Origin of the sequence: Nitrosomonas sp. Nm58 (assembly GCF_900107335.1) — a bacterium.
In the GTDB taxonomy this organism is placed as follows: domain Bacteria; phylum Pseudomonadota; class Gammaproteobacteria; order Burkholderiales; family Nitrosomonadaceae; genus Nitrosomonas.
Genome location: NZ_FNPQ01000017.1, coordinates 34932 through 59403, shown reverse-complemented (window position 1 = coordinate 59403; position 24472 = coordinate 34932). Strand labels below are relative to the sequence as shown.

The 24472-nt window shown below is 42.7% G+C and carries 25 protein-coding genes and 3 pseudogenes; 9 read left to right on the top strand and 19 right to left on the bottom strand.

Annotated features, from left to right (window positions below; genetic code table 11):
• Positions 1 to 77 precede the first annotated feature (77 nt).
• The 13 genes from BLW34_RS08355 to BLW34_RS08295 form a co-directional block, all read right to left on the bottom strand.
• A complete protein-coding gene (locus tag BLW34_RS08355; protein ID WP_090578171.1) occupies positions 78 to 602 on the bottom strand; it encodes a DsbE family thiol:disulfide interchange protein in 525 nt (174 codons plus the stop codon).
• Complete coding sequence (locus tag BLW34_RS08350) at positions 599 to 2641, bottom strand: heme lyase CcmF/NrfE family subunit (protein WP_090578168.1); 2043 nt, start codon at positions 2639 to 2641, stop codon at positions 599 to 601. Before BLW34_RS08350 ends, BLW34_RS08355 begins: the two co-directional genes overlap by 4 nt.
• 79 nt (positions 2642 to 2720) lie before the next feature.
• Positions 2721 to 3170, bottom strand: a complete 450-nt coding sequence (gene ccmE / locus BLW34_RS08345; RefSeq protein ID WP_090578163.1) for a cytochrome c maturation protein CcmE — start codon at positions 3168 to 3170, stop codon at positions 2721 to 2723.
• Positions 3167 to 3316, bottom strand: a complete 150-nt coding sequence (gene ccmD, locus BLW34_RS08340) for a heme exporter protein CcmD (RefSeq protein WP_256203697.1) — start codon at positions 3314 to 3316, stop codon at positions 3167 to 3169. The genes ccmE and ccmD overlap by 4 nt, the downstream gene beginning before the upstream one ends.
• A gap of 29 nt (positions 3317 to 3345) precedes the next feature.
• Positions 3346 to 4086 carry a heme ABC transporter permease CcmC gene (gene ccmC / locus BLW34_RS08335; RefSeq protein ID WP_090578161.1) on the bottom strand — a complete coding sequence of 247 codons (741 nt, stop codon included), beginning with the start codon at positions 4084 to 4086 and terminating at the stop codon, positions 3346 to 3348.
• Between the two features lie 33 nt (positions 4087 to 4119).
• Positions 4120 to 4779, bottom strand: a complete 660-nt coding sequence (gene ccmB / locus BLW34_RS08330) for a heme exporter protein CcmB (protein WP_090541624.1) — start codon at positions 4777 to 4779, stop codon at positions 4120 to 4122.
• A 1-nt stretch (position 4780) separates the two neighbouring features.
• The gene (gene ccmA, locus BLW34_RS08325; protein ID WP_090541626.1) at positions 4781 to 5395 is read right to left on the bottom strand and encodes a cytochrome c biogenesis heme-transporting ATPase CcmA; all 615 of its coding nucleotides are present in this window, start codon (positions 5393 to 5395) and stop codon (positions 4781 to 4783) included.
• A gap of 151 nt (positions 5396 to 5546) precedes the next feature.
• A complete protein-coding gene (gene truB / locus BLW34_RS08320; RefSeq protein WP_090578158.1) occupies positions 5547 to 6530 on the bottom strand; it encodes a tRNA pseudouridine(55) synthase TruB in 984 nt (327 codons plus the stop codon).
• A gap of 142 nt (positions 6531 to 6672) precedes the next feature.
• Positions 6673 to 7029 carry a 30S ribosome-binding factor RbfA gene (gene rbfA / locus BLW34_RS08315; RefSeq protein ID WP_090578155.1) on the bottom strand — a complete coding sequence of 119 codons (357 nt, stop codon included), beginning with the start codon at positions 7027 to 7029 and terminating at the stop codon, positions 6673 to 6675.
• A 17-nt stretch (positions 7030 to 7046) separates the two neighbouring features.
• A complete protein-coding gene (gene infB, locus BLW34_RS08310; protein WP_090578152.1) occupies positions 7047 to 9665 on the bottom strand; it encodes a translation initiation factor IF-2 in 2619 nt (872 codons plus the stop codon).
• A 123-nt stretch (positions 9666 to 9788) separates the two neighbouring features.
• On the bottom strand, positions 9789 to 11261 hold the full coding sequence (gene nusA / locus BLW34_RS08305; protein WP_090578149.1) for a transcription termination factor NusA: 1473 nt from the start codon (positions 11259 to 11261) through the stop codon (positions 9789 to 9791).
• Positions 11262 to 11292: 31 nt separating this feature from the next.
• Positions 11293 to 11724, bottom strand: a complete 432-nt coding sequence (gene rimP / locus BLW34_RS08300) for a ribosome maturation factor RimP (protein WP_090541638.1) — start codon at positions 11722 to 11724, stop codon at positions 11293 to 11295.
• 393 nt (positions 11725 to 12117) lie between these two features.
• Positions 12118 to 12654: a transposase gene (locus BLW34_RS08295; RefSeq protein WP_090578147.1), complete on the bottom strand. Its 537-nt coding sequence runs from the start codon at positions 12652 to 12654 to the stop codon at positions 12118 to 12120.
• A gap of 577 nt (positions 12655 to 13231) precedes the next feature.
• Between BLW34_RS08295 and BLW34_RS08285 the strand changes: the two genes are divergently transcribed.
• The 3 genes from BLW34_RS08285 to BLW34_RS08275 all read left to right on the top strand — a co-directional run bounded on the left by BLW34_RS08285 (position 13232) and on the right by BLW34_RS08275 (position 14310).
• The gene (locus BLW34_RS08285; RefSeq protein ID WP_090578144.1) at positions 13232 to 13498 is read left to right on the top strand and encodes a helix-turn-helix domain-containing protein; all 267 of its coding nucleotides are present in this window, start codon (positions 13232 to 13234) and stop codon (positions 13496 to 13498) included.
• The gene (locus BLW34_RS08280; protein ID WP_090578140.1) at positions 13495 to 13731 is read left to right on the top strand and encodes a hypothetical protein; all 237 of its coding nucleotides are present in this window, start codon (positions 13495 to 13497) and stop codon (positions 13729 to 13731) included. The genes BLW34_RS08285 and BLW34_RS08280 overlap by 4 nt, the downstream gene beginning before the upstream one ends.
• A gap of 123 nt (positions 13732 to 13854) precedes the next feature.
• Positions 13855 to 14310, top strand: coding sequence for a hypothetical protein (locus tag BLW34_RS08275; RefSeq protein WP_090578137.1), 456 nt, complete (start codon positions 13855 to 13857; stop codon positions 14308 to 14310).
• A 160-nt stretch (positions 14311 to 14470) separates the two neighbouring features.
• On the opposite strand, the pseudogene BLW34_RS08270 reads toward BLW34_RS08275, so the two are convergent.
• The 4 genes and pseudogenes from BLW34_RS08270 to BLW34_RS16105 all read right to left on the bottom strand — a co-directional run.
• A pseudogene (locus tag BLW34_RS08270) lies at positions 14471 to 14629 on the bottom strand (IS5/IS1182 family transposase); the annotation flags it as partial.
• 328 nt (positions 14630 to 14957) lie between these two features.
• Positions 14958 to 15396 (bottom strand): annotated as a pseudogene (gene tnpA, locus BLW34_RS08265) (IS200/IS605 family transposase).
• 112 nt (positions 15397 to 15508) lie between these two features.
• Positions 15509 to 15820, bottom strand: a complete 312-nt coding sequence (locus tag BLW34_RS08260; RefSeq protein ID WP_090578131.1) for a transposase — start codon at positions 15818 to 15820, stop codon at positions 15509 to 15511.
• Positions 15821 to 15825: 5 nt separating this feature from the next.
• Positions 15826 to 15966 carry a hypothetical protein gene (locus BLW34_RS16105; protein WP_177165989.1) on the bottom strand — a complete coding sequence of 47 codons (141 nt, stop codon included), beginning with the start codon at positions 15964 to 15966 and terminating at the stop codon, positions 15826 to 15828.
• 171 nt (positions 15967 to 16137) lie between these two features.
• On the opposite strand from BLW34_RS16105, the gene BLW34_RS16100 reads away from it, so the two are divergent.
• The 6 genes and pseudogenes from BLW34_RS16100 to BLW34_RS08235 all read left to right on the top strand — a co-directional run bounded on the left by BLW34_RS16100 (position 16138) and on the right by BLW34_RS08235 (position 22541).
• Entirely contained in the window at positions 16138 to 16302 is a 165-nt protein-coding gene (locus BLW34_RS16100) for a hypothetical protein (protein WP_177165988.1), read from the top strand.
• A 493-nt stretch (positions 16303 to 16795) separates the two neighbouring features.
• Positions 16796 to 17530 (top strand): annotated as a pseudogene (locus BLW34_RS08255) (IS5 family transposase).
• Between the two features lie 340 nt (positions 17531 to 17870).
• The gene (locus BLW34_RS08250) at positions 17871 to 18221 is read left to right on the top strand and encodes a hypothetical protein (RefSeq protein ID WP_143037890.1); all 351 of its coding nucleotides are present in this window, start codon (positions 17871 to 17873) and stop codon (positions 18219 to 18221) included.
• 351 nt (positions 18222 to 18572) lie between these two features.
• Positions 18573 to 19979 (top strand): argininosuccinate lyase, encoded by a 1407-nt coding sequence (argH, locus tag BLW34_RS08245; protein ID WP_090578125.1) that lies wholly within the window; start codon positions 18573 to 18575, stop codon positions 19977 to 19979.
• A 3-nt stretch (positions 19980 to 19982) separates the two neighbouring features.
• Positions 19983 to 20894: a fructosamine kinase family protein gene (locus tag BLW34_RS08240; protein ID WP_090578122.1), complete on the top strand. Its 912-nt coding sequence runs from the start codon at positions 19983 to 19985 to the stop codon at positions 20892 to 20894.
• Between the two features lie 135 nt (positions 20895 to 21029).
• Complete coding sequence (locus BLW34_RS08235) at positions 21030 to 22541, top strand: dynamin family protein (RefSeq protein WP_090578119.1); 1512 nt, start codon at positions 21030 to 21032, stop codon at positions 22539 to 22541.
• A 238-nt stretch (positions 22542 to 22779) separates the two neighbouring features.
• Here the strand turns inward: BLW34_RS08235 and BLW34_RS08230 are convergent, their stop codons facing one another.
• On the bottom strand, positions 22780 to 23118 hold the full coding sequence (locus BLW34_RS08230; protein WP_090578116.1) for a hypothetical protein: 339 nt from the start codon (positions 23116 to 23118) through the stop codon (positions 22780 to 22782).
• The gene (gene pepP / locus BLW34_RS08225) at positions 23115 to 24422 is read right to left on the bottom strand and encodes a Xaa-Pro aminopeptidase (RefSeq protein ID WP_090578113.1); all 1308 of its coding nucleotides are present in this window, start codon (positions 24420 to 24422) and stop codon (positions 23115 to 23117) included. Before pepP ends, BLW34_RS08230 begins: the two co-directional genes overlap by 4 nt.
• Positions 24423 to 24472: the final 50 nt, after the last annotated feature.

Here is a 24472-nt window from a genome sequence, read left to right as displayed (position 1 = left end):
TTTTATATATTTAAAAAATTGACCAGCACGCTCTTGTAAGACAAAAATATTTATAGCTTTAAATTTATACATCGAATCTATCCTTGCAACTCCCTTATCAAGGGGAGAATCTTGTCTTCCAGTGATTTTACCGTTACAGGTCCAATATGCTTGTGACGAATAATTCCCTGTTTATCAATAATATATGTCTCAGGAACACCGTAGACACCATAATCAATACCTACCTTACCATCGGAATCAACAATACTGACCGTATAAGGATCACCATATTGTCTAAGCCATTGTAAAGCAGTATCTCGCTCATCTTTGTAATTGAGACCGTATATTGGCACTATTCCTGTGTTGGCTAGTTGCACAAGCAGAGGATGCTCATCACGGCAAGCCACACACCAAGAGGCCCAAACATTCAACATCCATACTTTACCAAGATTATCTTTCGACATCATGGTTTTGTCCGGATCATGCAAATGATTTAACTGGAAAACAGGTGCAGGTTTATCGATAAGAGGCGATGGTACCTGGCGAGGATTTAGTGTCAGACCAATTCCAAGAAATACAACCAGAACAATAAATATAGCAAGCGGTAGTAAGAAGCGAATCATACTTTTCTTACCTCTGGAAGAATAACCGGCTCTGTATCTCTGGATTCTATGTCTGCATTACTTTTAGTAAGTAATTCTGAAGTGATCTCAGTCTTGTCTTTTTTACGAATACCGTAACGATAACGACGATCTGTAACAGCTAGAATTCCACCTAATGCCATTAAGATGCATCCTAGCCATATCCAGTCTACAAATGGCTTATGGTAAACGCGAACAACCCAGGCATTGTTATCTAATGGTTCACCTAAGGCAATGTATAGATCACGGAATAAACCGGCATCAATGGCTGCTTCAGTCATGACCATACCGGAAGCATTGTAAGTCCTTTTTTCTGGATACAGTTTCTGAATGTGCTTATCATCCTTCAGAACATCAATATCACCCTGAACTGCTTTGTAATTAGGTCCAGGAATATTTGATATTCCATTAAATCGGAAAGTGTACCCACTAATTGAAACAGTATTACCGATTTCCATACGAACATCTTTTTCAGTCTCGTAACCATTGACGAGTGTTACGCCAATGACAAAAACAGCTATACCTAAATGTGCGCAGTGCATTCCATAGTAACTACGGGATTGCCGGGATAATTTTGTGAGTAATCCACCCTCACCACTATTTTGTAAACGATGTTTGATATTTACAAAAATACTGGCAATGATCCAGAAAGCTAACAATAAGCCAAAACTAACGAGTGGTTTCCACTCACTCATGAAAAATGGCATTATTAATGCGCTGATCAGACTCACGCCAAAAGCCCAGCGTAAACGAATAACCATAGACGGTAAACTTGCCTGTTTCCATCTCGCAATAGGTCCCAATCCTATCAGAAAAATAGCCGGTGCCATTAACGGTACAAATACAGCTTCAAAATATGGCGGTCCAACTGAGATCTTTCCAAGACCCAAAGCATCAACCAGTAAAGGATAGAGTGTGCCCAACATAACGCTGCCAGCAGCAACCAACAGCAGGACATTATTTACAAGAAGCATGGATTCACGTGAAATGAGTTGAAAGTTTCCTCCCAAACCCACTTTTGGCGCACGCCAAGCAAATAATATTAATGAAAAACCTACTATCGCAACTAAGTAAACTAAGATAAATATCCCGCGCGCAGGATCTGTGGCAAATGCATGAACTGATGTAAGCACACCAGAACGAACTAAGAATGTACCGAGTAAGCTCAATGAGAATGCGACTATTGCAAGCAGCACAGTCCAGCTTTTGAAGCTACCACGCTTTTCCGTAACTGCTAGAGAATGAATAAGAGCGGTGCCAACTAGCCAAGGCATAAAGGAAGCATTTTCAACTGCATCCCAAAACCACCAGCCGCCCCAACCCAATTCATAATAAGCCCACCAGCTACCAATCATAATACCGGTAGTCAGAAATACCCACGCAGCAGTTGTCCAGGGACGCGACCAACGTGCCCAGGCAGCATCTAGCTGACCACTTAGGAGGGCCGCAATAGCGAAAGCAAACGCCACCGAGAAGCCAACATACCCCATATAAAGCATAGGTGGGTGCAATACCATTCCGGGATCCTGCAGTAAAGGATTCAAATCATTACCGTCAAGAGCTGCTGGCAAAAGACGATCAAAGGGGTTGGAAGTAAATAACAAAAATAATAAAAAACCCACACTAACTAGACCTAGCACGCCTAAAACCCTGGCTACCATATCGTCTGGCAGTTGACGGCTAAATACACTAACAGCAACTGACCATCCTGCTAATAACAGTACCCATAAAAGCAACGATCCTTCATGCGACCCCCAAGTAGCAGCAAACCGAAAATGAAGCGGCAATTCAGAATTAGAGTGAGAAGCTACATTATGTACTGAAAAATCATTGCTAACAAAGGAATAGGCTAAGCAACCAAAAGAGATAGCAATAAACACGAATTGACCTTGCACAGCTGGGCGAGCCAGGGCAATCCATGAAGGGATGCCGCGAGCTGCGCCAATAATGGGCAAGGTGCCTTGAATTAAAGCTAATAACATAGCAAGAATTAGAGCAAAATTACCAAGTTCTGGAATCATGATTGAAATGCTATCCCTAAAAAATAATTATCTGAGATTAAGAAATCCTAACCCTCTGTATTCTGTGAAAGCTTTTTTCTTATTGGGTTAATGATGTTTTCTGAGCTTTGGCCGCTTGTTCTAGTGCGCTCGCAGCCTCTGGTGGCATGTAATTTTCATCATGCTTGGCAAGAACTTCATCCGCATAGAAAATACCATCATCTGCTATTTTCCCTTGCGCTACCACACCCTTACCTTCTTTGAATAAATCAGGGAGTATCCCAGTGTATACCACTTGTATTGCTTCTGCAGTATCGGTTACTGCAAAGCTAACAGTCGTGCTGCTGCCTTGGCGAGTTAAACTACCCTCTTCTACAATTCCACCAATTCTAAAACTCTTACCAATCGGTGCCTCATTGGCTGCAATTTGGCTAGGGCTAAAGAAAAAAACTAGATTGCTCTGGAAAACATTCAGTACCAAAATAGCTGCAACTGTTAATGCTGTAACACTTGAGGCAATAATCGCTATTTTTTTATGACGTGGTTTCATTTTTTCTCTCTTATAGTTGATTCGTCTCTGAGACCAAGATACTTTTGCAAAGTTCTACGACGATTTAATATCAGCCAAATTTCACCAGCTATGCAAGCAAATGATACTAGATATGAACCCCAGACATAGAGTCCATATCCACCCATTGAAAAAAATTCTGACCAATTATTCCAGATCATCGTGCAGCCCCCTTTAATTCTGCCACCCATGCCGTATGACGTTCACGCTCCAATATAATAACCCGTGTTCGCATTAATATCATGGCAATGGAATACATCCATGCGGCAAGTGACATGATCAACATTCCAATAAGCATACTTGCAGCCATCTTGGGTGATTGAGTAACACTGACCGATGCACCTTGGTGTAAAGTATTCCACCATTGAACAGAGAAATAAATAATAGGGATATTAACTACGCCCACTAATGCGATAACCGCACCAGCTTTATCTGCCCGTCGCGGATCATCAATAGCGGCCTGAAGTGACATAAATCCAATATAAAGGAATAATAAAATTAACTCGGAAGTAAGTCGTGCATCCCACACCCACCATGCTCCCCACATTGGCTTGCCCCACCAAGCTCCTGTCCATAATGCAATGAAAGTGAACATTGCTCCCGTTGGTGCAATAGCCGTAGCTACCATTGATGAAAGACGGGTATTAAAAGCAAGGCCAATCCCTGCCCAAAATGCCATAACCAAATATAGGAACATGGACATCCACGCAGCTGGTACGTGAATGAAAATAATGCGATATGCTTCTCCTTGCTGAAAATCAGTCGGTGCTACAAAAAAGCCAATATAAAGACCAATAATGAGCAATACTATGGCTGCAATAGAAAAATATGGAATCATTCTTCCTGCCAGAAAATAAAAACTTGCAGGTGAAGCATATTTGTACCAATTTATCGACATATCAAATTTTTGCTTGTAAGTTTTAGTTGAATTTTATTCGATTGAGATCCTAAGAGAGGCTGCTGTTGCCCAAGGTGCACAAACTAATGATACAAGCAAGAAAGCACCAAGCAATGAGAAATGTGCGTCAAACCCTAAGCCTGCAGTACTTGCTTCTACCGCACCCGCCCCAAAAATAAGTACTGGGATATATAACGGCAACACTAGTAATGATACTAGCACCCCTCCCCCTCTTAATCCTAAAGTTAGGGCAGCGCCTATTGCGCCAATTAGACTCAAGATAGGAGTACCTAACAATAATGATAATGTCAACACTATAAGCGCACTAAAAGGTAAATCATATTGAATACCTAATACAGGAGCCATCAATACTAAGGGAACTCCCGTAACCAACCAATGTGAAAACATCTTTCCTAGTACTAATAAAGGCAGGGATGTTGGTGAGAGTAATATTTGCTCCAAGGTTCCGTCCAAATAATCATTGGAAAACATACGTCCAAGCGAGAGCATTGACGCTAGTAATGCGGCAACCCATACAATTCCTGGAGCCATGATCCGAAGTATATTCATTTCTGGCCCCACACCTAGTGGAAATAGGCTCACTACGATAATAAAGAAAAATAATGTCGTTAATACATCAGCCTGCCGGCGCATTGCCAATAATAGATCACGCCGAATTATCCAAATCAACATATCAAGAAAGGTATAGTTGATGCGTTACCGTAGCTGTAATATTAATTTCCTGGTGCGTCGTCAGTATTACCATACCACCTTGAGCCAAATATCGTTCTATTATATTTTTAATCAATTCAATTGCTGAAACATCCAATGCAGTCAGAGGTTCATCTAATATCCATAGTTTAGTCTGTACTAGCAACAAGCGCGCCAATGCAACTCGCCGCTTCTGACCTTGCGATAGTACTTTAGCCAGCAATGCCTCACGCTTCTCTAAACCCATTTTCTGTAAGATTTCGCAGGCTGTCTTTTTATCAATTTCTACACCAGCAAGAGCGCTTGTGATACACAGATTTTCAATGGTGGTCAAGTCATCTTTTACACCACTTAAATGCCCTAAATAAGTTATTACACTATAATAATCTTCGCCTAGAGATCGGATATCGGAGCCATTCCAGCTAACCTCCCCTGAGTTTGGAACCGCTAAGCCACATAACATTCTTAATAAACTAGTCTTGCCACTACCATTAGGCCCACGTACCTGCATCAATTCACCCGGCTTTATAGAAAAATTGATGCCACTGAATAATACGCGGTCACCACGCATACATTCTAGATTGTTGCCTTGCAACATAGTTAGCAATTAATTAAAACTAAGCATTATAACGTACTGAAATATCTTTGACACTTTGTCGTTATAGAAAAAATGATTTAAAAATGAATGAATCATTGTCTATTTTATTTCTACTAATAGTATTTATTTCACTTTAAGTATAAAAGCCATATTATTCAGTAATATGATTTATCATACCTTTGGAAGATATTAATCTTTTGGGGGCTATTGTTCCGATTTCTGTTATTTCTCCCAATCCTAGAAATAACCCGCTACTGCTATACAGCCTGATTTTAGTTCCCAGAGGCAAGCCATATTTATTTTTATTATTTATCAGTTGTCCTTGTAATAAAGCCAAAGTTTCTGCTTCACTGAATGCGATGGAAGGAAAATTGTAAAGCAAGCTATCGATAGGATATAAATATGCATCATGCTCAGAAGAAAAAACTCCTTGAAATTGATCTAATTGATGTGCTTGCTGCAAGCTAAACTCACCAATCTGGCTTCGACATAAACTTGTAAGATATGCACCACCAAAACCCAATGCTTTGCCTATATCTTCAGCTAATGTACGTATATAAGTTCCTGCTCCACAACGAACCATGATCGATATTTCATTTCCGATCCACGAGTTTAAACATAAATCATAAATAATAATCTCACGAGGTTTTCTTTCAACTTCCTCACCCCTCCGAGCATATTTATATAAGGGTTTTCCATTAAATTTCAGAGCACTAAACATGGGAGGAGTTTGCTTGATTCGCCCTATAAAAGTTTGAAGAATATTTTTTATTCGTAAGGCGCTTAATTTATTGTCACTTGACACCGTGCGTGTTGCTGCAGTTATCTCTCCTTCCACATCGCCCGTCGTGCTGATATAACCAAGTTTCAATGTGGCATGATAGGTTTTATCTGCACTCAATAACATGGCCGAGAATTTTGTGGCTTCTCCGAAACAGATTGGCAGCAATCCAGTAGCCATTGGATCAAGAGTGCCAGTATGACCCGCCTTAGTAGCGCCGAAAAAACGCTTAGTAATTTGCAGGGAATAATTAGAAGTTAAGCCAGATGGCTTGTTGAGCAACAAAACACCACTAATATTGCGTTTAATAAGTTTAATTTTACTAAGTCTTGAAAGTAGGCTTGTATAAGACAAATAATTTATACTAATAACCTTATCTAGATTATGTATTTTTTATTAGATTTAATATTTTAAAATTAAATTTCTACATTCCTGGAATTCAGGTCCACTAGAAAAGTATATTAAAAAGCAATTATTGCTTATATAAAAATATTTGTTAGTTTTTTCCAATTGCTTCATCGATTAACCGCGAAAGATATAATCCACGCTCAACTGATTCATCATAAATAAAATGAAGTTGTGGAATTACCCGTAATCTCATTCTGCTTGATAATTGACTACGCAGAAATCCACTTGCATGTTTTAAACCCTCTTCAATAGTAATGTTATTCTCTTTATTACTATTGATCGATGTATAAAAAATCTTGGCATGAGCATAATCACGCGTCACCTCTACACCAGTGATAGTAATCATTCCTACCCGCGGATCTTTGACCTCGGTTTTAATCATATCAGCCAACTCACGCTGTATTTGATCAGCAACACGCTGCGTTCGAGAGAAATCTTTAGACATTACATCTACTTTTAGCGTTATAGCACACGCGCAGTTTCAACAATTTCATATACCTCCAGTTGATCACCAACTTGAATATCATTGAAGTTCTTAAGTGAAAGTCCACATTCAAACCCTGCCTTTACTTCCTTCACATCCTCTTTGAACCGCTTCAAGGAATCAAGACCACAACTATGTATTACTACACCATCGCGCAGCACTCGCACAAGAGAATCACGCCTCACCAACCCATCAAGAACATAGCAACCAGCTACAGTGCCTATTTTTGAAATTCGGTATATCTCACGAATATCGACCAAACCAAGAATACTTTCTTTTCGCTCTGGCACCATCATCCCAGACAGCGCTTTCTTAATCTCATCAACCGCATCATAAATTATATTGTAATAGCGAACATCAACTTCCGCTGTAGCAATCAACTTGCGGGCACTGGCATCAGCACGTGTGTTAAAGCCAATCACAACAGCTTTGGATGCGAGAGCCAGATTAATATCAGATTCAATAATCGCACCCACACCACTATGAATAATATTGATTTTCACTTCATCAGTAGCAAGTTTCTGCAAAGCATATGACAGCGCATCACATGAGCCCTGAACATCTGCTTTAATAATAAGATTGAGTATTTTGATATCTTCTTTCTGGCCAAAAATATCCTCCATCTTTGCAGCTTGTCGTTTATCAAGCTTCACATCCCGGAATTTGCCCTGACGAAACAATGCAATTTCACGGGCTTTACGCTCATCATCCAGGGCTATAATCGTTTCACCTGCAACTGCCACTTCAGATAACCCTTGAATTTCTACTGGTATAGATGTCCCCGCCTCTTCAACTGAATTACCTTTTTCATCTAACATCGCCCTTACTCTTCCAAATACAGCACCAGTCAATAAAACATCACCACGTTTTAAAGTGCCAGACTGTACTAATATGGTTGCAACTGGGCCGCGTCCTTTATCTAAGCGTGATTCAATTACCACTCCTTTAGCAGGCGCATTTTTAACTGCTTTAAGCTCTAAAACCTCTGCCTGCAATAAAATACTTTCAAGAAGCTCATCAATACCTTGACCAGTTTTAGCTGAAACACCTACAAATATAGTATCCCCCCCCCAATCCTCTGATACAACGCCATGATTTGTAAGTTCTTGCTTAATACGCTCAAAATTTGCTTCAGGTTTATCCATTTTATTAACGGCTACCACAATTGGGATATTTGCCGCCTTGGCATGATGAATAGCTTCTATGGTTTGAGGCATTACGCCGTCATCGGCTGCTACAACCAGAACAACAAGATCAGTAATTTTTGCACCACGCGCACGCATGGCAGTGAATGCTTCATGACCCGGCGTATCAAGAAAGGTAATCATTCCATGAGCAGTTTCAACATGATAAGCGCCAATGTGCTGTGTAATTCCCCCAGCTTCGCCGCCTGCTACACGTGTTCTACGGATATAATCCAACAGAGATGTTTTTCCATGATCAACATGTCCCATAACAGTCACTACCGGCGCACGATGCTGCATCTCTAGCTCTGAAACTGGTGTCTTAATTTCTTCAAGAAAAGATTCAGGACTATCGAGTGCAGCATATTTTGCAATATGACCCATTTCTTCAACTACTATCATGGCAGTATCTTGATCTATCATTTGATTGATCGTCACCATGCTACCCATTTTCATCAGCACTTTGATAACCTCAGCAGCTTTTACCGACATTTTTTGTGCGAGTGCAGCAACCGAGATAGTTTCAGGCACAAGAACTTCATGCACAACTGGCTCGGTTGGAGCAGAAAAACCGTGCTGTGTTTGCACCTCAGCTAAATTTGATTTGCCATGATGCTGTTTATCTTTGCGAACGCGCCAGCCTTGATTTCCTGACAAATCACCGCGTATTTTAGCTTCACGCTTTTTAGCAACCCCATCCTTCCATAAATCTTCTTGTTTAGTTTGTTTCTTTTTCTTTTCAGTTTTATCTTCTGGTTTAACGGCAGGCTTGCTGAGAGTACTTTCAGCTGACACTTGTTTTGGTTGAGATACTGTTACTTGTGGTACCGATGGTATTTCCCCAGGAGTAGATGGGGTTGGCTCTTCTTTTTTTGGGATTAGCTCTTCTTCTTTTAATTTTTTCTTTTCTTCAACAATTATATTTTTTCTTTTTTCCTGCTTCTCTTTGAGCTCCGCTGCTTGACGAGCAATTAATTCAGCTTGTTTTAATGCTTCCTGCTCACGTAATGCCTGCTGTGCAGCATCAATTATTGGTTTTCGAGCTGATGTTGAGGAAATAGCAGGAGCTGATGTGGTTGTTGCTTCCAGCACTGTCTCTCTTTCAGTATCTTGCTCAGAGGGGTTAGTGAGCACACGCTTTTTTCGGACTTTGACTTCAATAGTTCGAGCTTTTCCAGCTCCATCCGATTGCCGTATCTCAGTAGTTTGCCGACGAGTCAATGTGATTTTCTTCTTTGATTCAATCGATCCATGCGTTTTACGAAGATAATCAAGCAGCTGCGCTTTATCTATTTCCGTCAAAATATCCCCTATCGACTGCTTCTTGACGCCCGCAGCCAGAAGCTGCTCAAGTAACGCTTCTGGCAACATATCCAGCTCATTGGCAAATTTTTCTACAGTCATTTGAGTCATCAGCAACCCTTTGTTTACCTTAAATTCATTTCAAAAACAAGAGCATTAATTTTGGCTCTTACTTTTATTCTATTGGTGTTGATAATTAAAATTTCAAGTTCAAAGCAAAATGATAAACATATTTTAAATAAACCATGGCTCTCGTGCCTTTATAATAAGCTTATTAGCACGTTCAATATCAATACCCGTCATTTCAACTAAATCATCTGCAGCCAGATCAGCAAGCTCTTCTTGTGTTTTAATACCATTAGCCGCTAGCTCACGAACTAGCTGAGTATCCATACCTTCCAGAGAAAGTAGTCCTTCTGATGTATGTTCAAGCTTTTCCTCAGTAGCAATTGCATCGGTTAGAAGAACGTTACGTGCCCGATTACGTAATTCATTGATTGTCTCTTCATCAAGCGCTTCTATTTCCAGCATTTCATTGAGTGGTACGTAAGCGATCTCTTCTAACGTAGAGAAACCCTCCTCTACCAAAATATTGGCCACTTCTTCATCCACATCGAGTTTTTCCGTGAAGATCTTACAAATCATAGAGGTTTCTTCTTCGTTCTTTTTCTGTGACTCCTCTACAGTCATGATATTGAGATCCCAGCCAGTTAATTCTGAGGCAAGCCGAACATTTTGCCCACCACGACCAATTGCTTGCGCGAGATTTTCTTCATTGACAACAATATCCATACTATGTTTATCTTCATCGACCATAATACTACTGATCTCGGCTGGCGCTAGTGCATTAACGACAAAAGTAGCAGGATCTTCCGACCACAATATAATATCAATCCGTTCTCCCGCTAGTTCACTTATAACAGCCTGCACTCTAGAACCACGCATGCCTACACAGGTACCAATTGGATCAATACGCTGATCAGTTGATTTAACAGCTATTTTAGCGCGTGAACCTGGATCTCTTGCGGCAACCTTAATTTCGAGCAACCCTTCTTCAATTTCAGGCACCTCTAATTGAAACAATTTGATCAAAAATTCTGGAGAAGTACGTGAAAGTACTAATTGAGCCCCCCTTACTGAGCGATCAACTTTGAATAAATAAGCGCGAACACGATCTCCAACCCTCAGATTTTCTTTTGGGATCATCTGATCACGAGGTAGAATTGCCTCAATCCTGCCCGCCTCCACAGTAGCATTACCGCGCTCTATGCGTTTTATAGTACCAGCAACTAAATATTCTTTACGCTCAAGGAAATCATTCAGATTCTGTTCACGTTCTGCATCACGAATTCTTTGAAAGATTATTTGCTTGGCCGCTTGAGCGCCAATGCGATCAAACTCTATTACCTCCAGAGGCTCTTCTATATGCTCACCCAATTTGATATCAGCATCGTACTGTAACGCCTCACTCAAAGAAATTTGCCGCGCAGGATTCTCCACAGCATCATCAGCAACTACTAATCTGTTACGAAAACATCGATAGCTCCCAGTCTCCCGCTCAATTACAACCTGCACATCAATATCTTCATGAAAATGTTTTTTTGTAGCAGACGCAAGCGCCATTTCCAAGGCAGTAAAAACGATCGCTTTATCAACATTTTTTTCGTGTGCCAAGGCATCTACTAATAGCAAAATCTCGCGACTCATATTCCTCCAGCCAATTTTTATGCACCTATAGTTATATTTCTGGAACCAACCGAGCTTTTTCTAAATTATCTAATTTAATATGCAGGATCCTCCCTTCTACCTCTAGCTCTAACATTCCATCATTAATTTCTCGTATGATTCCAATAAAGTTCTTTTGACCTTGCAGTGCTATACGTAACTTAATTTTTACTGATTTTCCCGCAAAGCGAATAAAATCACTTTCTTTTTTCAGAGGCCTATCCAAGCCCGGAGAAGATATCTCGAGTCGGCTATAATCTATACCTTCTACCGTTAATAATCTATTGAGATGGTTACTAATAGCGACACAATCGTCAATAGTAATACCACCATCCTTTTTATCCACAAATACTCTTAATAATTTTCCAGGAGCTGATTGTTCCACCTCTATCAGCTCATAACCTATTCCCGCTAACATCAAATCCAGTAATTCATACAACGCCATAGCTTCGCCACAAATAAAAAATGGTCCAAATAAGCCCACCTAAATTGTGCTTATTATAACAATAATCAATTGCTAACAAAACAGAATTTTGTTTTATGATAATAATTCCAATATGTTACTGTTAATTTACTATACTTTCTTTGCAAGAATTAACGGGGCTGTTTACAGCCGAATATATAAAATGAGGCTGAGAATATTTCATAAGCAGTAGAGTTATTAAAAACTAGCAATTTACCAGCAGGGAATGTTTTGATAATCATGACTCTTGATTTGGCACGTTATCGCAGCAGTAGATACAATCAGTCTCATAAGAGCATTGGGCAATAATCTCTGCCGCTCGGGCAGGCCTTGGTGCAGTGATGAGAACAGTGAAATGCAAGTGCCGGATCGGACTCAACTTGGATCACCCTGCTCTTCAGTGGCAAGGTAATCGCCCAGCACCAACCGTGACACCATTACAGTAAGTGACTGAAACTCCGGAAAAAGATTGACCGCGAAACACCTAATTCTAATTCTCAATAGAAGCGTAAATAACAAGAGCGGCTGGGAGATGTAGCCCCGGTCACCAAAGAGTCTCCCAAATAAGGAGCGTGCCAGCTCTGGCGCCGGGTCACGATCATCGACATTACCTGCCGTTATTTTCACGCTCAGTAATTCCTCCTGGTCATTAATGATTAAGTGCAGCTTGAATCCATAAAACCAATCCACGCTGATCTTTCCCCTGGCAGCAAACGCCGCCATCACTTTATGTGACCCGATGCGGCGATTGTGAGATGCACTGATCTTGGTCGAATCAATGAAGTTCATTCCACTGCAGCGCCCAAAGCGATTGTAACTCCCCAAACCTGGAAAATAAGGCCACTCATTCCTCAATACCTGATTCAGATAATAGTGCTTAAACGTCCGGTAAACCGACAGATGAAACCCCACCACACGATCGTCATGACTTTACTAAGATACAGCTCCCCTCGTCGCCGACGAGGCTTTAGCGAGGATCCCAGCAAGACCACGACTCAAACTCCTGGCAAAAGTCGTCAATCGCACAAAAAATCGCTATAGTATCCAGCGGAATTTGACTCCTCTAGTGATGAAGCTCTTTCCCAAAATCGTTTCATCGTGAGGAATTCCGATTCCTTTTACAGCTTTTCTTACGTCGAACCCACGCTATTTAGTCTCTGATGAGAAGAGCAAGTTTGTATAGGTTGATTGTCAATTCTTATACCCTTATTGAAATATCTTATATAGTGCTTATAGTTGAATATATGAACAAGATTAGTTGGAAACCCAGAGTCCTTAAGTAAGTTGAAGAAATGAAGATAATCGCCATGCGCCAGAGAATCTTTGCCGAAATCAGGTGCCGGCACCGGCATATTTTCCAAGTTGTCAGGTAGTTAAAAAACTTATTAACTACAGGTTACAGCTACCGTCTGCGAGCAGGAGATTGTCGAGTATTTTTTGAGTTCGATGGCGGCTATGCGTATTATTGATATTGAAGAGGCGAAAAAACGTGACAAGCACACTTGCTAGCTACCAGACCATTTTGGACAGCAATGGTAAACCCACCTTTGTAGTTGTTCCCTATGCCGATTTTGTCAAACTGCCCTGCGTAGTGCGACCCGGCATGATCGCGAATGATGTGGCTGGCAAACGCATGGGCATTACGCATGCCGGTTACGCGCAAATCGAGGCCGCCAAGCGCCCTCGCAAGGCAACGCTGGAAAAGGCTGCGGCAGCTATGGGCATCATCCTGGAGCAGTTGGCGTATGAGCTATGACCAAAAGGATTATTAATCATGAAAGAGCAGACATTGAGGCTCTTAGCATCGTCCAGGAAGTTCTCCACAGCATGCTGCCAACTCTCGCCGCTAGCAGCAAAGCCGACCTCGGGGATATCTGTTCCGCGCTTGAGTTTGCTGCCGCAAATGGGACAATTAATCCAATGGATGGACAAATGCTCACCGATCTCGCCTCCGGAGCAACCGGACTGCACGCTGCTGGCATTAGGTAACAATGATCGCAATAGCCCCATGCGTCAACATCAAATGTTTCGTTTTTCGATGTCATTGCTTATATCTCCTCGTTACGTTTATTCTCATGTTTTTTTCTCCTTGATATTTTTCGGAGTATTCTTATGAACATTTTTGATGGAATCGATAAGCTAATTAACGAAAATGAATCTGCTGCCATATTGAAAGAACCCGTCCTTCTTCTTAAGGAGCAGTTCGCTGCTCTCTATGCGCGGCTTTCCATATGCAGAAATCAGACGACGGCACTTATGGAAGAAATATCAAGTCTTAAGATGGAGAACGAAAATATTAAATTTGAGAACCGCAAATTGCGCGAGAGAATAGAGAGTTCTCATAATATTAAGTTTGAGAACCGCAAGTTGCGCGAGAGAATAGAGGATTTTCATAATTCCAACCCTCATGAACATACTTGCGAGCATTGCGGATCAACTAAACTGAAACTAATACGCAGCCGACATAGCCACATATTTGAGGATTTGGGTGTTAGAAATGTGCTTTTTACATGCGATGAATGTGGAAACGAATTGTCTGTCATGATTGCTTTGCCTAGTAGTAGTTAAGGAAGCTTTGATTAAGTCAGTTATTTCGGTTTCTGTGGCAAAGTTAACAATAAAGAAGTCACTATTGTAATTTTTAAGTTTTTTAACGGCTGTAATTGTAGTTTATAGCAACACATTATTCCCGCCCTCTAATAGAGTTTTTCGGGTCTGGTGGGCGGAATTATCTTGTAAGAACTGGCATAAGTGCCTTATGGACATGATATAGATTAGCTAAGGCAAACCGCAGACAAAGCTGTTGTGCATTCTTGAATAATCCTCGGTAACGGGTTTTGGTATAACCAAATTGTCGTTTGACAATCCAAAACGGGTGTTCCGCTTTTTGCGCGCAGTAAAGCCAACATGCGATTGAGCATGGTGTGTTCTGTTGATAAATTCTCACCATTCTTGCGTTTGAATGGCACACCCCAAACTGGTTCACTCAGTATCGGCAATCTTTGCAGCAGTAATTTCCAGGCTATGCACCAAACCGGAATTACCCCCCTGCATGAGCTTGCAACCCAAAGCAATAATCCGATATTTTCCATTAAAATCAAGTAAGTATCCCCAGGAAAAGCCGGAGTCTTTAATTTTGTGAACCGCCCAAAGCGGCAAAATGGGGTCGCTTACGTGGCCCCAACCTTTTTAGCTACCTGAAGGTAGCCAGCCGGTTATCGCCACAGACTTATCTGATCCAGACGCTTGTCTTCTTCCTCTTGGTGGCGTATGTATTCCCGTATCATTTGTTCATCTCACCCTACCGTTGACACGAAGTACCCTCTGCCCAGAAATGCTGCCCTACAAAGTTGCGTTTGCACTCTCCACACACCCGCGCCAAATGAATCGCGCTCTTGCCTTTGATGTATCCGACTATCCGGGACACCGCATGCTTCGGCGGGATCGATATCAGCATATGTACATAAGTACATGAGCCAACATCAGATGCTCTTCTTCTATCCGGCTGTCGTTATATTCGGCCAGTCTCTTGAAAACTTCCCCAAGGCGCAGCCTCAATTGCTTATACAGCGTCTTCCTCCGACATTTCGGTATAAATATGATGTGGTATTTGCACTCCCATTTGCTATGGCTTAGGCTTTCATTCTCGTCCATCTCGATTCTCCTTCTATCGTGTGCTTGGCGGCTCAAGATCCGAGTTTCGCTGATGGACTCCCATATATGTCAAACTACTACTGTCACCCCGGCATAGCCGGGGGATTTCCCGTCATGGGTTAAAGCTCTCCCCGCCAAAATCATCATATTTCAGTTCTTTGATGCGGTTCTCACAATCAGCACGGCCACGATATAAACGCCAAAGTTCTGCCGCAGGTAAATTCATATCCGTGACCAGCGCACTATAGCGGTAGCAAGCAAAAACCAGATCATCTGCAAATAAAGACAATGTCTTGTCCTTAGCATCAGGACGCTCATCGATCTTTTGTCGAATACCTACCACCCGACGCGGTTTCTCCCAGCTTGCCGCCTGATAGGCATGACCAACCAGCTCTATACCATCATCCAGTGCCCACCAGCCCATCTCTTCTACAAAGCTCTTTGCAACGGCTGGTTGAGACGCAAGACAATCAGATAATGAATACCACATTGGTCTAAATCGTCCAGAAAGGCCAGCGCATTATTGGCACTATGGATGTTGCCTGGACGCAGCCAAAGACTGGCTTCCATTAGAAAATTTCCCTAATGGAAAATCCGGAGTAACTGGAACTTGTTCAGAGTTTTCTTAACTGGATTGTCACAAAATTTCTATTTCTCAAATATTGCCATTCTAAGTAAATATGCGTAGAATCTTCGTAAACCCTACCATGTTTGTGAGCTTCCTAAGAATGAATGAGGGTTGTGTCTAAGAGTGAAAAAGTAAATTTTCAAAAGGAGATAGTAGAAATGGAAGAGAATAGAAGAACTGATGAAGCAGGTTTGTTCAAAGTAGTCGCGATCGCAACGATTGGTATTATTATTGCAGGGGCAATCGTATTTATGACGGGGATGGGCGGTAAATACTAATTCATTTATTTCTGTAGATACCATGTTTCCCTGCTTCCCTCTTGGCATATTTGTTAATCAAGGTAAGTGTCAAGAGTGATTTATGTAAATGTTATGAAGGCTAGAAGCTGGTAGCTTTAAGCTATTGCTTCTAGCTGAATTATATAGATCATTAATTCTTTAGATTACTGATTATCTCCCAGTAAGTAATTGCTATTAGTGAAATATCAAGGCCGTAATTGGGTGAACTTGGTGAGATGAGTCTTTGCAGTGATTTAACACCACGGGATGTTGCGTCGTAGATGTATATTGAACTTTCCCACATAATACACCTTTCTTCTCTGCAAGTTGTGCGAATGTGCGGCATGATATCTGCCCTCAGTTCAAACACATATTATTACGCTTAAATCTGCTTTAACTTTCCAGACACCCAGACTTCATCTGAAATATCGTGCCTGCGATGCGCTGAACTCATGGCAAACCTTCTCATTAAGAAATTGGTAATTCGCCAATTATGCCATTCTCTTGCCTTGTGACGGTATCACTAGAGCCACATTTACCTGGATGAGAGGGCGCATGGGGCGGCAAAGCACGAGTAACCGTCAGCTTATCAATGCGGTTATTTTGAATTTTAAGGGCAGGCCGCTCCGTAGCGTGATTTGCTACCCTCCTATGGCGATTGGAAGAACACACACCGTTGCTTTTGCCGCTGGCGTGACCACGGCATTTGGGAATTTTTATTGGAACAGTTGATTGATAATCCAGATGATGATTAGTTAATGATAAATGCCAGTCACATCAAGGTTCATCCATATGCTGCTAGTGCAAAAGGTGGAAATCAGGATATGAGCCGCACAAAAGGAGACTCAACGCAAAATTGCATCTAACCGTAGATGCATTTGGTATGCCGGTCAGGATTATTATGCAAGATACATCCCAGCGGATTGTACACAAGCTTCTCGCCTGACTGAGGGTATTACATCAAATATTTGCTTGTGGATCGTGGCTACGACAGCGATATTGTTGTGGAGCAGGCTAAAATTCAAGGCATGAAGCCTGTAATTTCATCTTAAAAAAACCGGAAAATACCAAGAAATTGCAATCCAGAGCGCTATCGTTTACGTCAGATTATAGAGAATGTGCTTTTACATCTTAAACGATGGTATAGCTACACGCTATGCTAGAACTTCAGCATCCTTCCGCAGCTAATCAGATTCGATGCATTGCTCTTTGGATTAATGTCTTGTGATGGCGCCATCTAGTTTTTATTTAACGTGAGCTCGACGTAAGAAAAGCTGTAAGGAATCGGAATTCCTTATAATGAAACGCCAGGAGTTTGAGTCGTAGTGGGCGCAGCGCTTGCTGGAATCCTCGCTAACAGGTCGTTGAAAAGCAGGCTTGCTCCGGTAAAATTTTGCAAAACCCTTTTACTATACTGAATCATGCGCTGCTTCAGGTGTTGTTTACCATTCGTTCCGAACGGTAACTGGTCGCGCACATCGAATACAACCTATGGTACCGCTGGTGTGCTGGGCTGGGTATTTTTTTCACGGGTGTCAAGCATCTGACGGAGTGGGCGGAACTGAGCAGTGACGAATATTTGTCAACCCGGGAGCCCAGTGGGGAAAGATCGCGGCTACGGTGTGGATGAGCACATCAAGGCAGTGCGGTCGCTGGGCATGATCTCGCATGTGGCGGCCAAACGCAAAGGCAGCATCATGCCGGATGATATTTTCCAGAGCGAAGGCTATACGATCAGTCTGAAAATTCGCAAACGGATCAAGGAAGTATTGGGCTGGATGAAAACGGTAGGCAGGATGCGTAAGCTGAAGTTGGTCGGGCGCAAGAAAATCAGCGGACAGTTCCGGTTTGTTGCCGCGATTTACGATCTGGTGCGCATCGGAAGTCTGACCGGCGGGTGGACGGCTTCGTACACATAGGGACGGTACGTCCAAAATCCGCCTAAAACAGACGGATAAGAACAAAAAAGCAGGACTTACAGGAAATTCGGACAGAAACCGATCAAAAAATGAGCATCTTTGATGAAAATAGATCTGCAAAAACAACCAAAGTGCTTGCATTCTTTTAAAAGAGAAATTTCAGAATCAAAATGCCGAGTTTTTCAACGGCCTGTTAAAATATTGACTTCTTTATTTTAATTTCAAATCAAATCTGACTTTGTTTGCCGGTCTTTCCTTACCGCATTGTTTATACTGTTGCGGCCTGCCCCGTCTCATTTTCGAGTTGGAAATGGAATTAAACTATATAGCGATAGCAACCGGATAATCTAAATGGAGAAGAAAGCAGCAGTGGAAAATCATTCCAAAACTTGGTCAGGACGATTCAATGAACCTGTTTCTCAATTGGTGCAGCGATACACCGCCTCAGTTAATTTTGATAAACGATTAGCTGAATATGATATACAAGGGTCGCTGGCTCATGCACAAATGCTTTCATCAGTAGGTGTAATAAGCTCGGCTGACCTGACTGCCATCGAACAAGGCCTCGGTCAAATTCTTGAAGAAATTCGGAATAATGCCTTTGACTGGCAAATTGAGTTAGAAGATGTTCACCTTAATATCGAGAAACGGCTGACCGTGCTGATTGGTGATGCCGGAAAAAGATTACATACTGCACGCTCCCGCAATGATCAGGTTGCTACCGATATACGGCTTTATCTGCGGGCTTCGATAGATGAGATCGTCAATCTCATCAAAATAATGCAGCAGGCTATATTGGATTTGGCTGAACAGCATACTGAGACGGTCATGCCGGGTTTTACCCATTTGCAAGTAGCTCAGCCTGTTTCATTCGGCCATCATCTCATGGCTTATTATGAGATGCTATGCAGAGACACAGAAAGGCTGCTGGACTGTCGCAAGCGTGTCAATAAATTACCGCTGGGAGCAGCCGCGCTGGCTGGCACCAGTTATCCCATTGATCGTGAAAGGGTCGCACAAGCGCTTGGTTTTGACGGAATCTGCCTAAACTCACTGGATGCCGTATCAGATCGTGATTTCGCAGTGGAGTTTTGCGCCGGTGCAGCACTGATCATGACGCACCTGTCGCGCTTTTCTGAAGAACTGATTATATGGATGAGTCCTGCGTTCAGTTTCATTCAACTTGCGGATCGTTTTTGTACCGGCTCATCCATTATGCCGCAAAAGAGAAATCCTGATGTGCCTGAACTGGTTCGCGGGAAAACGGGGCGCGTCAATGGCCATCTGGTGGCACTGCTGACGCTCATGAAATCCCAGCCGCTTGCCTACAACAAGGATAATCAGGAAGACAAAGAGCCACTATTTGATACTGTCGACACATTGATCGATACCCTCCGGATTTATACGGACATGCTTCCCGGTATAACCGTAAAACAGGACATCATGCGCCATGCTGCAATGCGTGGCTATGCCACTGCAACTGATCTGGCAGATTATCTGGTCAAAAAGGGGCTACCCTTCCGTGATGCACATGAAATCGTCGCTAAAGCGGTTCGTTTTGCTGAAAATAAAAACTGTGATTTGAGCGAACTTTTGCTGTCTGAATTGAAGCAGTTTTCCTCCATCATCGAAGAAGATATTTTTTCTATTCTGACTCTTGAAGGCTCAATGAAAAGCCGCAACCATCCGGGCGGAACAGCGCCAGCGCAAGTCCGTAAAGCGATCAAGCAGGCAAGGCAGGATTTAGCCAATCAGTAAGTCATGACTCGATTATCCAGTCATTTATCCTTACAATCTCCCTGGCAAGAGATTGCAGCACAGATTTCTTCTTTGGATACTCATTTTGTTCTGGAAAAGATCAGCGCTATTGGCGGCGGATGTATCAACGAGACTTACCATATTCAAGGTAACGATCAGCACTATTTTGTCAAACTAAACAAAGCAAGCAGTCTACCCATGTTTGAGGCAGAAGCGATGGGGCTTAAAGAAATACAAAATTCTCATGCCTTGCGCGTTCCTGACCCAAAGTGCTCGGGTCATAATGATATCCATGCTTGGTTAGTGCTGGAATACCTGGAGTTAACAGATACCGCCAAGCAGCACGCCGAAGCACTGGGTTCTGGGCTGGCCGGTATGCACCGTACTTTCTCGGCGCAGTTCGGATGGATACGTGACAACACCATTGGTTCAACCTTACAGAAAAACGATCGCTCTTCGGATTGGATTCATTTCTGGCGTCATAATCGTTTGGAATATCAGCTCCAGCTTGCGAAAATAAACGGCTATCAAGGCAAACTGCAAACCCAGGGTGAGCGGCTTATGGCAGACTTGGAATTATTCTTCACTGGATCACGCATCAACGCCTCTTTATTGCACGGTGATCTGTGGAGTGGCAATTATTCATTTGATTCGGCAGGACAACCCGTGTTGTTCGATCCTGCGGTATATTATGGAGATCGCGAGGCCGATCTCGCGATGACCGAGCTTTTCGGAGGATTTCCGGCACAATTCTATGCGAGTTATCAAGACGCCTACCCTCTCGATGCAGGCTATCGTACTCGCAAAACACTTTACAATCTCTACCATGTTTTGAATCATCTGAACCTGTTTGGAGGGGGATATCTGCGTCAGGCAGAGCAGATCCTGGATAGATTGCTTGCTGAAATAAAATAAAGTATGGGTGCAAGGCTTCACAATTTTTTGTGTCTGATTGTAATAGAATAAGATTTGGGTAAGATTGAACGCTAGAGCCACTAAATTGATTAGGCTCTTTGTTATTTAACGAATTGAAATTGAATAAGGACTGCTATGCCACAAAGCTCAACAAATATTTATAAGCGTCTTCAAAGTCTCGAAAAGCATCTTGCTGAAGAACATCCTGATAATCCGGTATTGGCTAAGGCCGTTCATAGTTTCCGTAAATTAGATCGCGTCGCTCAGGATATCGGGTTGCTGGATAGAAATGAATCTTACGCAACCTATGTGACCTGGTGGCCGATGATTGCGGTGCTGGGAACATTCTCGGCGGGTAAATCAACTTTTATCAATTCTTACCTGGGCCTGCATTTGCAACGTACGGGCAATCAGGCAGTCGACGATAAATTTACGGTTATTTGCTACGGTAGCGACCATGAAGTCAAGACGTTACCCGGTGTAGCATTGGATGCTGATCCGCGTTTTCCTTTTTTCCAAATCAGCCGGAGTATCACAGAAATTTCAGAAGCTGGACCACAGCGTATCGATGCTTATATTCAGCTAAAAACATGCCCTTCCGAAAAGATCCGCGGCAAGATTATGATTGACTCTCCCGGATTTGATGCAGACAGTCAGCGTAACTCTACTTTACGCCTGACACAACACATTATCGATTTATCCGATCTTGTGCTTGTATTCTTTGATGCACGCCATCCAGAACCAGGCGCCATGAAAGATACTCTGGAATATTTGGTAGCAGGCACAATTAATCGCGCTGACTCAAATAAATTCCTTTATATCCTCAACCAGATGGATGTAACGGCTAAAGAAGATAATCCTGAAGAAGTTGTCTCTGCCTGGCAGCGTTCCCTTGCCCAGGCAGGCTTACTGGCTGGCAAGTTTTACCGGATTTACAATCCTGATGCAGCATCACCGATTGATGACTCACAAATCAAAGAACGTTATGAGAAGAAACGTGAAGAAGATATGGCGGAGATCAATACTCGCATGCAGCAAATCGAAATCGAACGATCTTATCGTATAGCCGGTATGCTTGAGCAAACGGCAGAAACCATTGAGAACCAGGTTATCCACAAGCTTACCAGCATGCTTCATAGCTGGAAAAAAAGAGTCATCCTCTTTGATGGCATTCTATTCAGTACATTGCTGCTTCTAAGCGGCGTGGTTTTATATCAGACAAACAGCTGGGATCTGTTGAAAACATTCTGTGGAAATGTCATGGCCAATGAAACCCCTTCACTCATCATGCTTGCCTCGTTACTAGGCTTTATTGGCTATATTCATTTTACTGTCCGCAGCAAGGCAGCTAACAGTATCATCAAGAAACTTCCTGTGGAATTTGGTCATGATCATACTACCTGTAAGCAGTACACGCAGGCATTCATTAAGAGTACAGCGGCCTACCGACCCATGTTTCTACAAAAACCAGCTGGCTGGAATACGGCCAATCAACAGATACTCGGTCAGGTCAAGAATGAAGCCAATGATTATATTCAGTCATTGAATGATCTATTTACTAACCCATCTGGCCGCAAAGCTGAAGTTGAAGAAGAACCCACGGTAGAAACCGTAACTGAGGTTGAAACCAAAGCCGAGCAATCTTAAGAAAAGGCACTAAGGAGACTCTGAATAAATCCAATTCGAACTGGATACCCGCTTTAGCGGGTATAAAACGACTTATTCAGAGGCGCCCTCATACAAAGCAGTCTGCTATGTTGAAAAAATCAGCCTTACCCAAATGAAAGTCCGTAGCCAAATACCCCGGTAATGCCGGGGGTTGCTTTGGCTAACATCGTAAGCATCCGCTTTGAGGTCTAGCCCGTGCCTTTATACCAAGAGAGTTTTACTTGCCCCCAGGCTTGTTAGTCTTAGTTTCAATAATTTCAGCATCTTCAATTTCAACATACTTCTCTTCCCCATCAAACCTGCCGGACTTTTGCAGTTTACGACGTAACCACCAGAACCTAATTCCAATACCAGCAGCCACGATCACAAATAAAGCAAGAAAAATCGAGAAAAAGAACATACCCATAAACAGTATTCCAATGAATATTGGAATAAGCGCTAAGTAAAATAGCCAGCGCTGGAAAGGGGAGCCAGGAGCAGATCCGTTCTGCGGCGACTCTGTCTGCTTATAATCAATTATTCTGCTGATGATTATTTTTCTATGATCATCATTCATTGTGTCAACTCCTCTATTTCTGCTACTGTTTTAGGGGCAGCGACAGTCAGCACTTCATGACCAGCAGATGTCACTGCCACATCATCCTCGATACGCACGCCTATATTCCAAAAATGCTGCGGAACATTATCTGCTGGACGAATATAACACCCTGGTTCTACCGTTAAGGTCATCCCGGGTGACAAACAACGCCATTGACCCTTCAACTTATATTCTCCCGCATCATGCACATCCAATCCGAGCCAATGTCCCGTACGGTGCATGTAAAAACGTTTGTAATCTTCTGACTGAATCACCGCGTCCACGCTACCTTGACAAAGACCCAGATCGATAAATCCCTGAGCAAGCACCTGCAAAGCAGCTTGATGGGGCATATCCCAGGTATTCCCGGGCTGCACTGCCGCAATCGCCGCCATTTGGGCAGAGAGCACAAGCTGATAAACGTCTTTTTGTACCGAGGTAAATTTTCTATCTACCGGAAAGGTGCGTGTAATATCCGCTGCATAGCCGTCGAATTCGCAGCCAGCATCGATCAGCAGCAAGTCACCGGAATGGAGCGGTGCATTATTCTCGATGTAATGCAATACACACGCATTGGCCCCCCCTGCCACGATGGGTGAATAGGCTGGAGCTTGCGCACCCAGTCGGCGAAACTCATGCAATAACTCGGCTTCAATCTCATATTCATACATACCTGGCCTAGTTTTCTGCATTGCTCGGCAATGTGCTCCAGCAGAAATCTTTGCTGCATGACGCATGAGTGAAAGCTCCTCCTCGCTTTTGAATAAGCGCATTTCATCCAGAATGTGGCGGATATCGCGTATTTCACTGGGGGCGGATATGCCGCTACGCACCTGTTCTCTTACTCGATTGATCCAGTTGATGAGGCGCGCATCCCATGCCGCATCCTGCCCGAACATGGAATAAACAATGGGTTGATTCTCCAATAATTTGGGTATCCACTCATCCAATTTAGCAATAGGATAAGCAGCATCAAAACCATATGCTTCACGCGCCGCATCGGGTCCGTAACGGAAGCCATCCCAGATTTCACGTTCCTTATCTTTTTCCCGGCAAAACAGTATCTGTTCAGCATTTCCCTGACCATTCCCGGCAATGATGACCAATACGGCTTCAGGTTCATGAAATCCCGTTAGGTAATAAAAATAACTATCAAAGCGATAGGGATAAAAAGCATCCCGATTTCTGAGTCTTAAAGGAGAAGTTGCAATGATGGCAACCCCTTTCTGCATCTGCGACAATAAGCGCAAGCGCCTATCGTTAAAGGTTTTGATTTGATTCATATTGTCTTATTCTTTTTACAGGAATATCAAGGGAAAGCAACACAAAATAG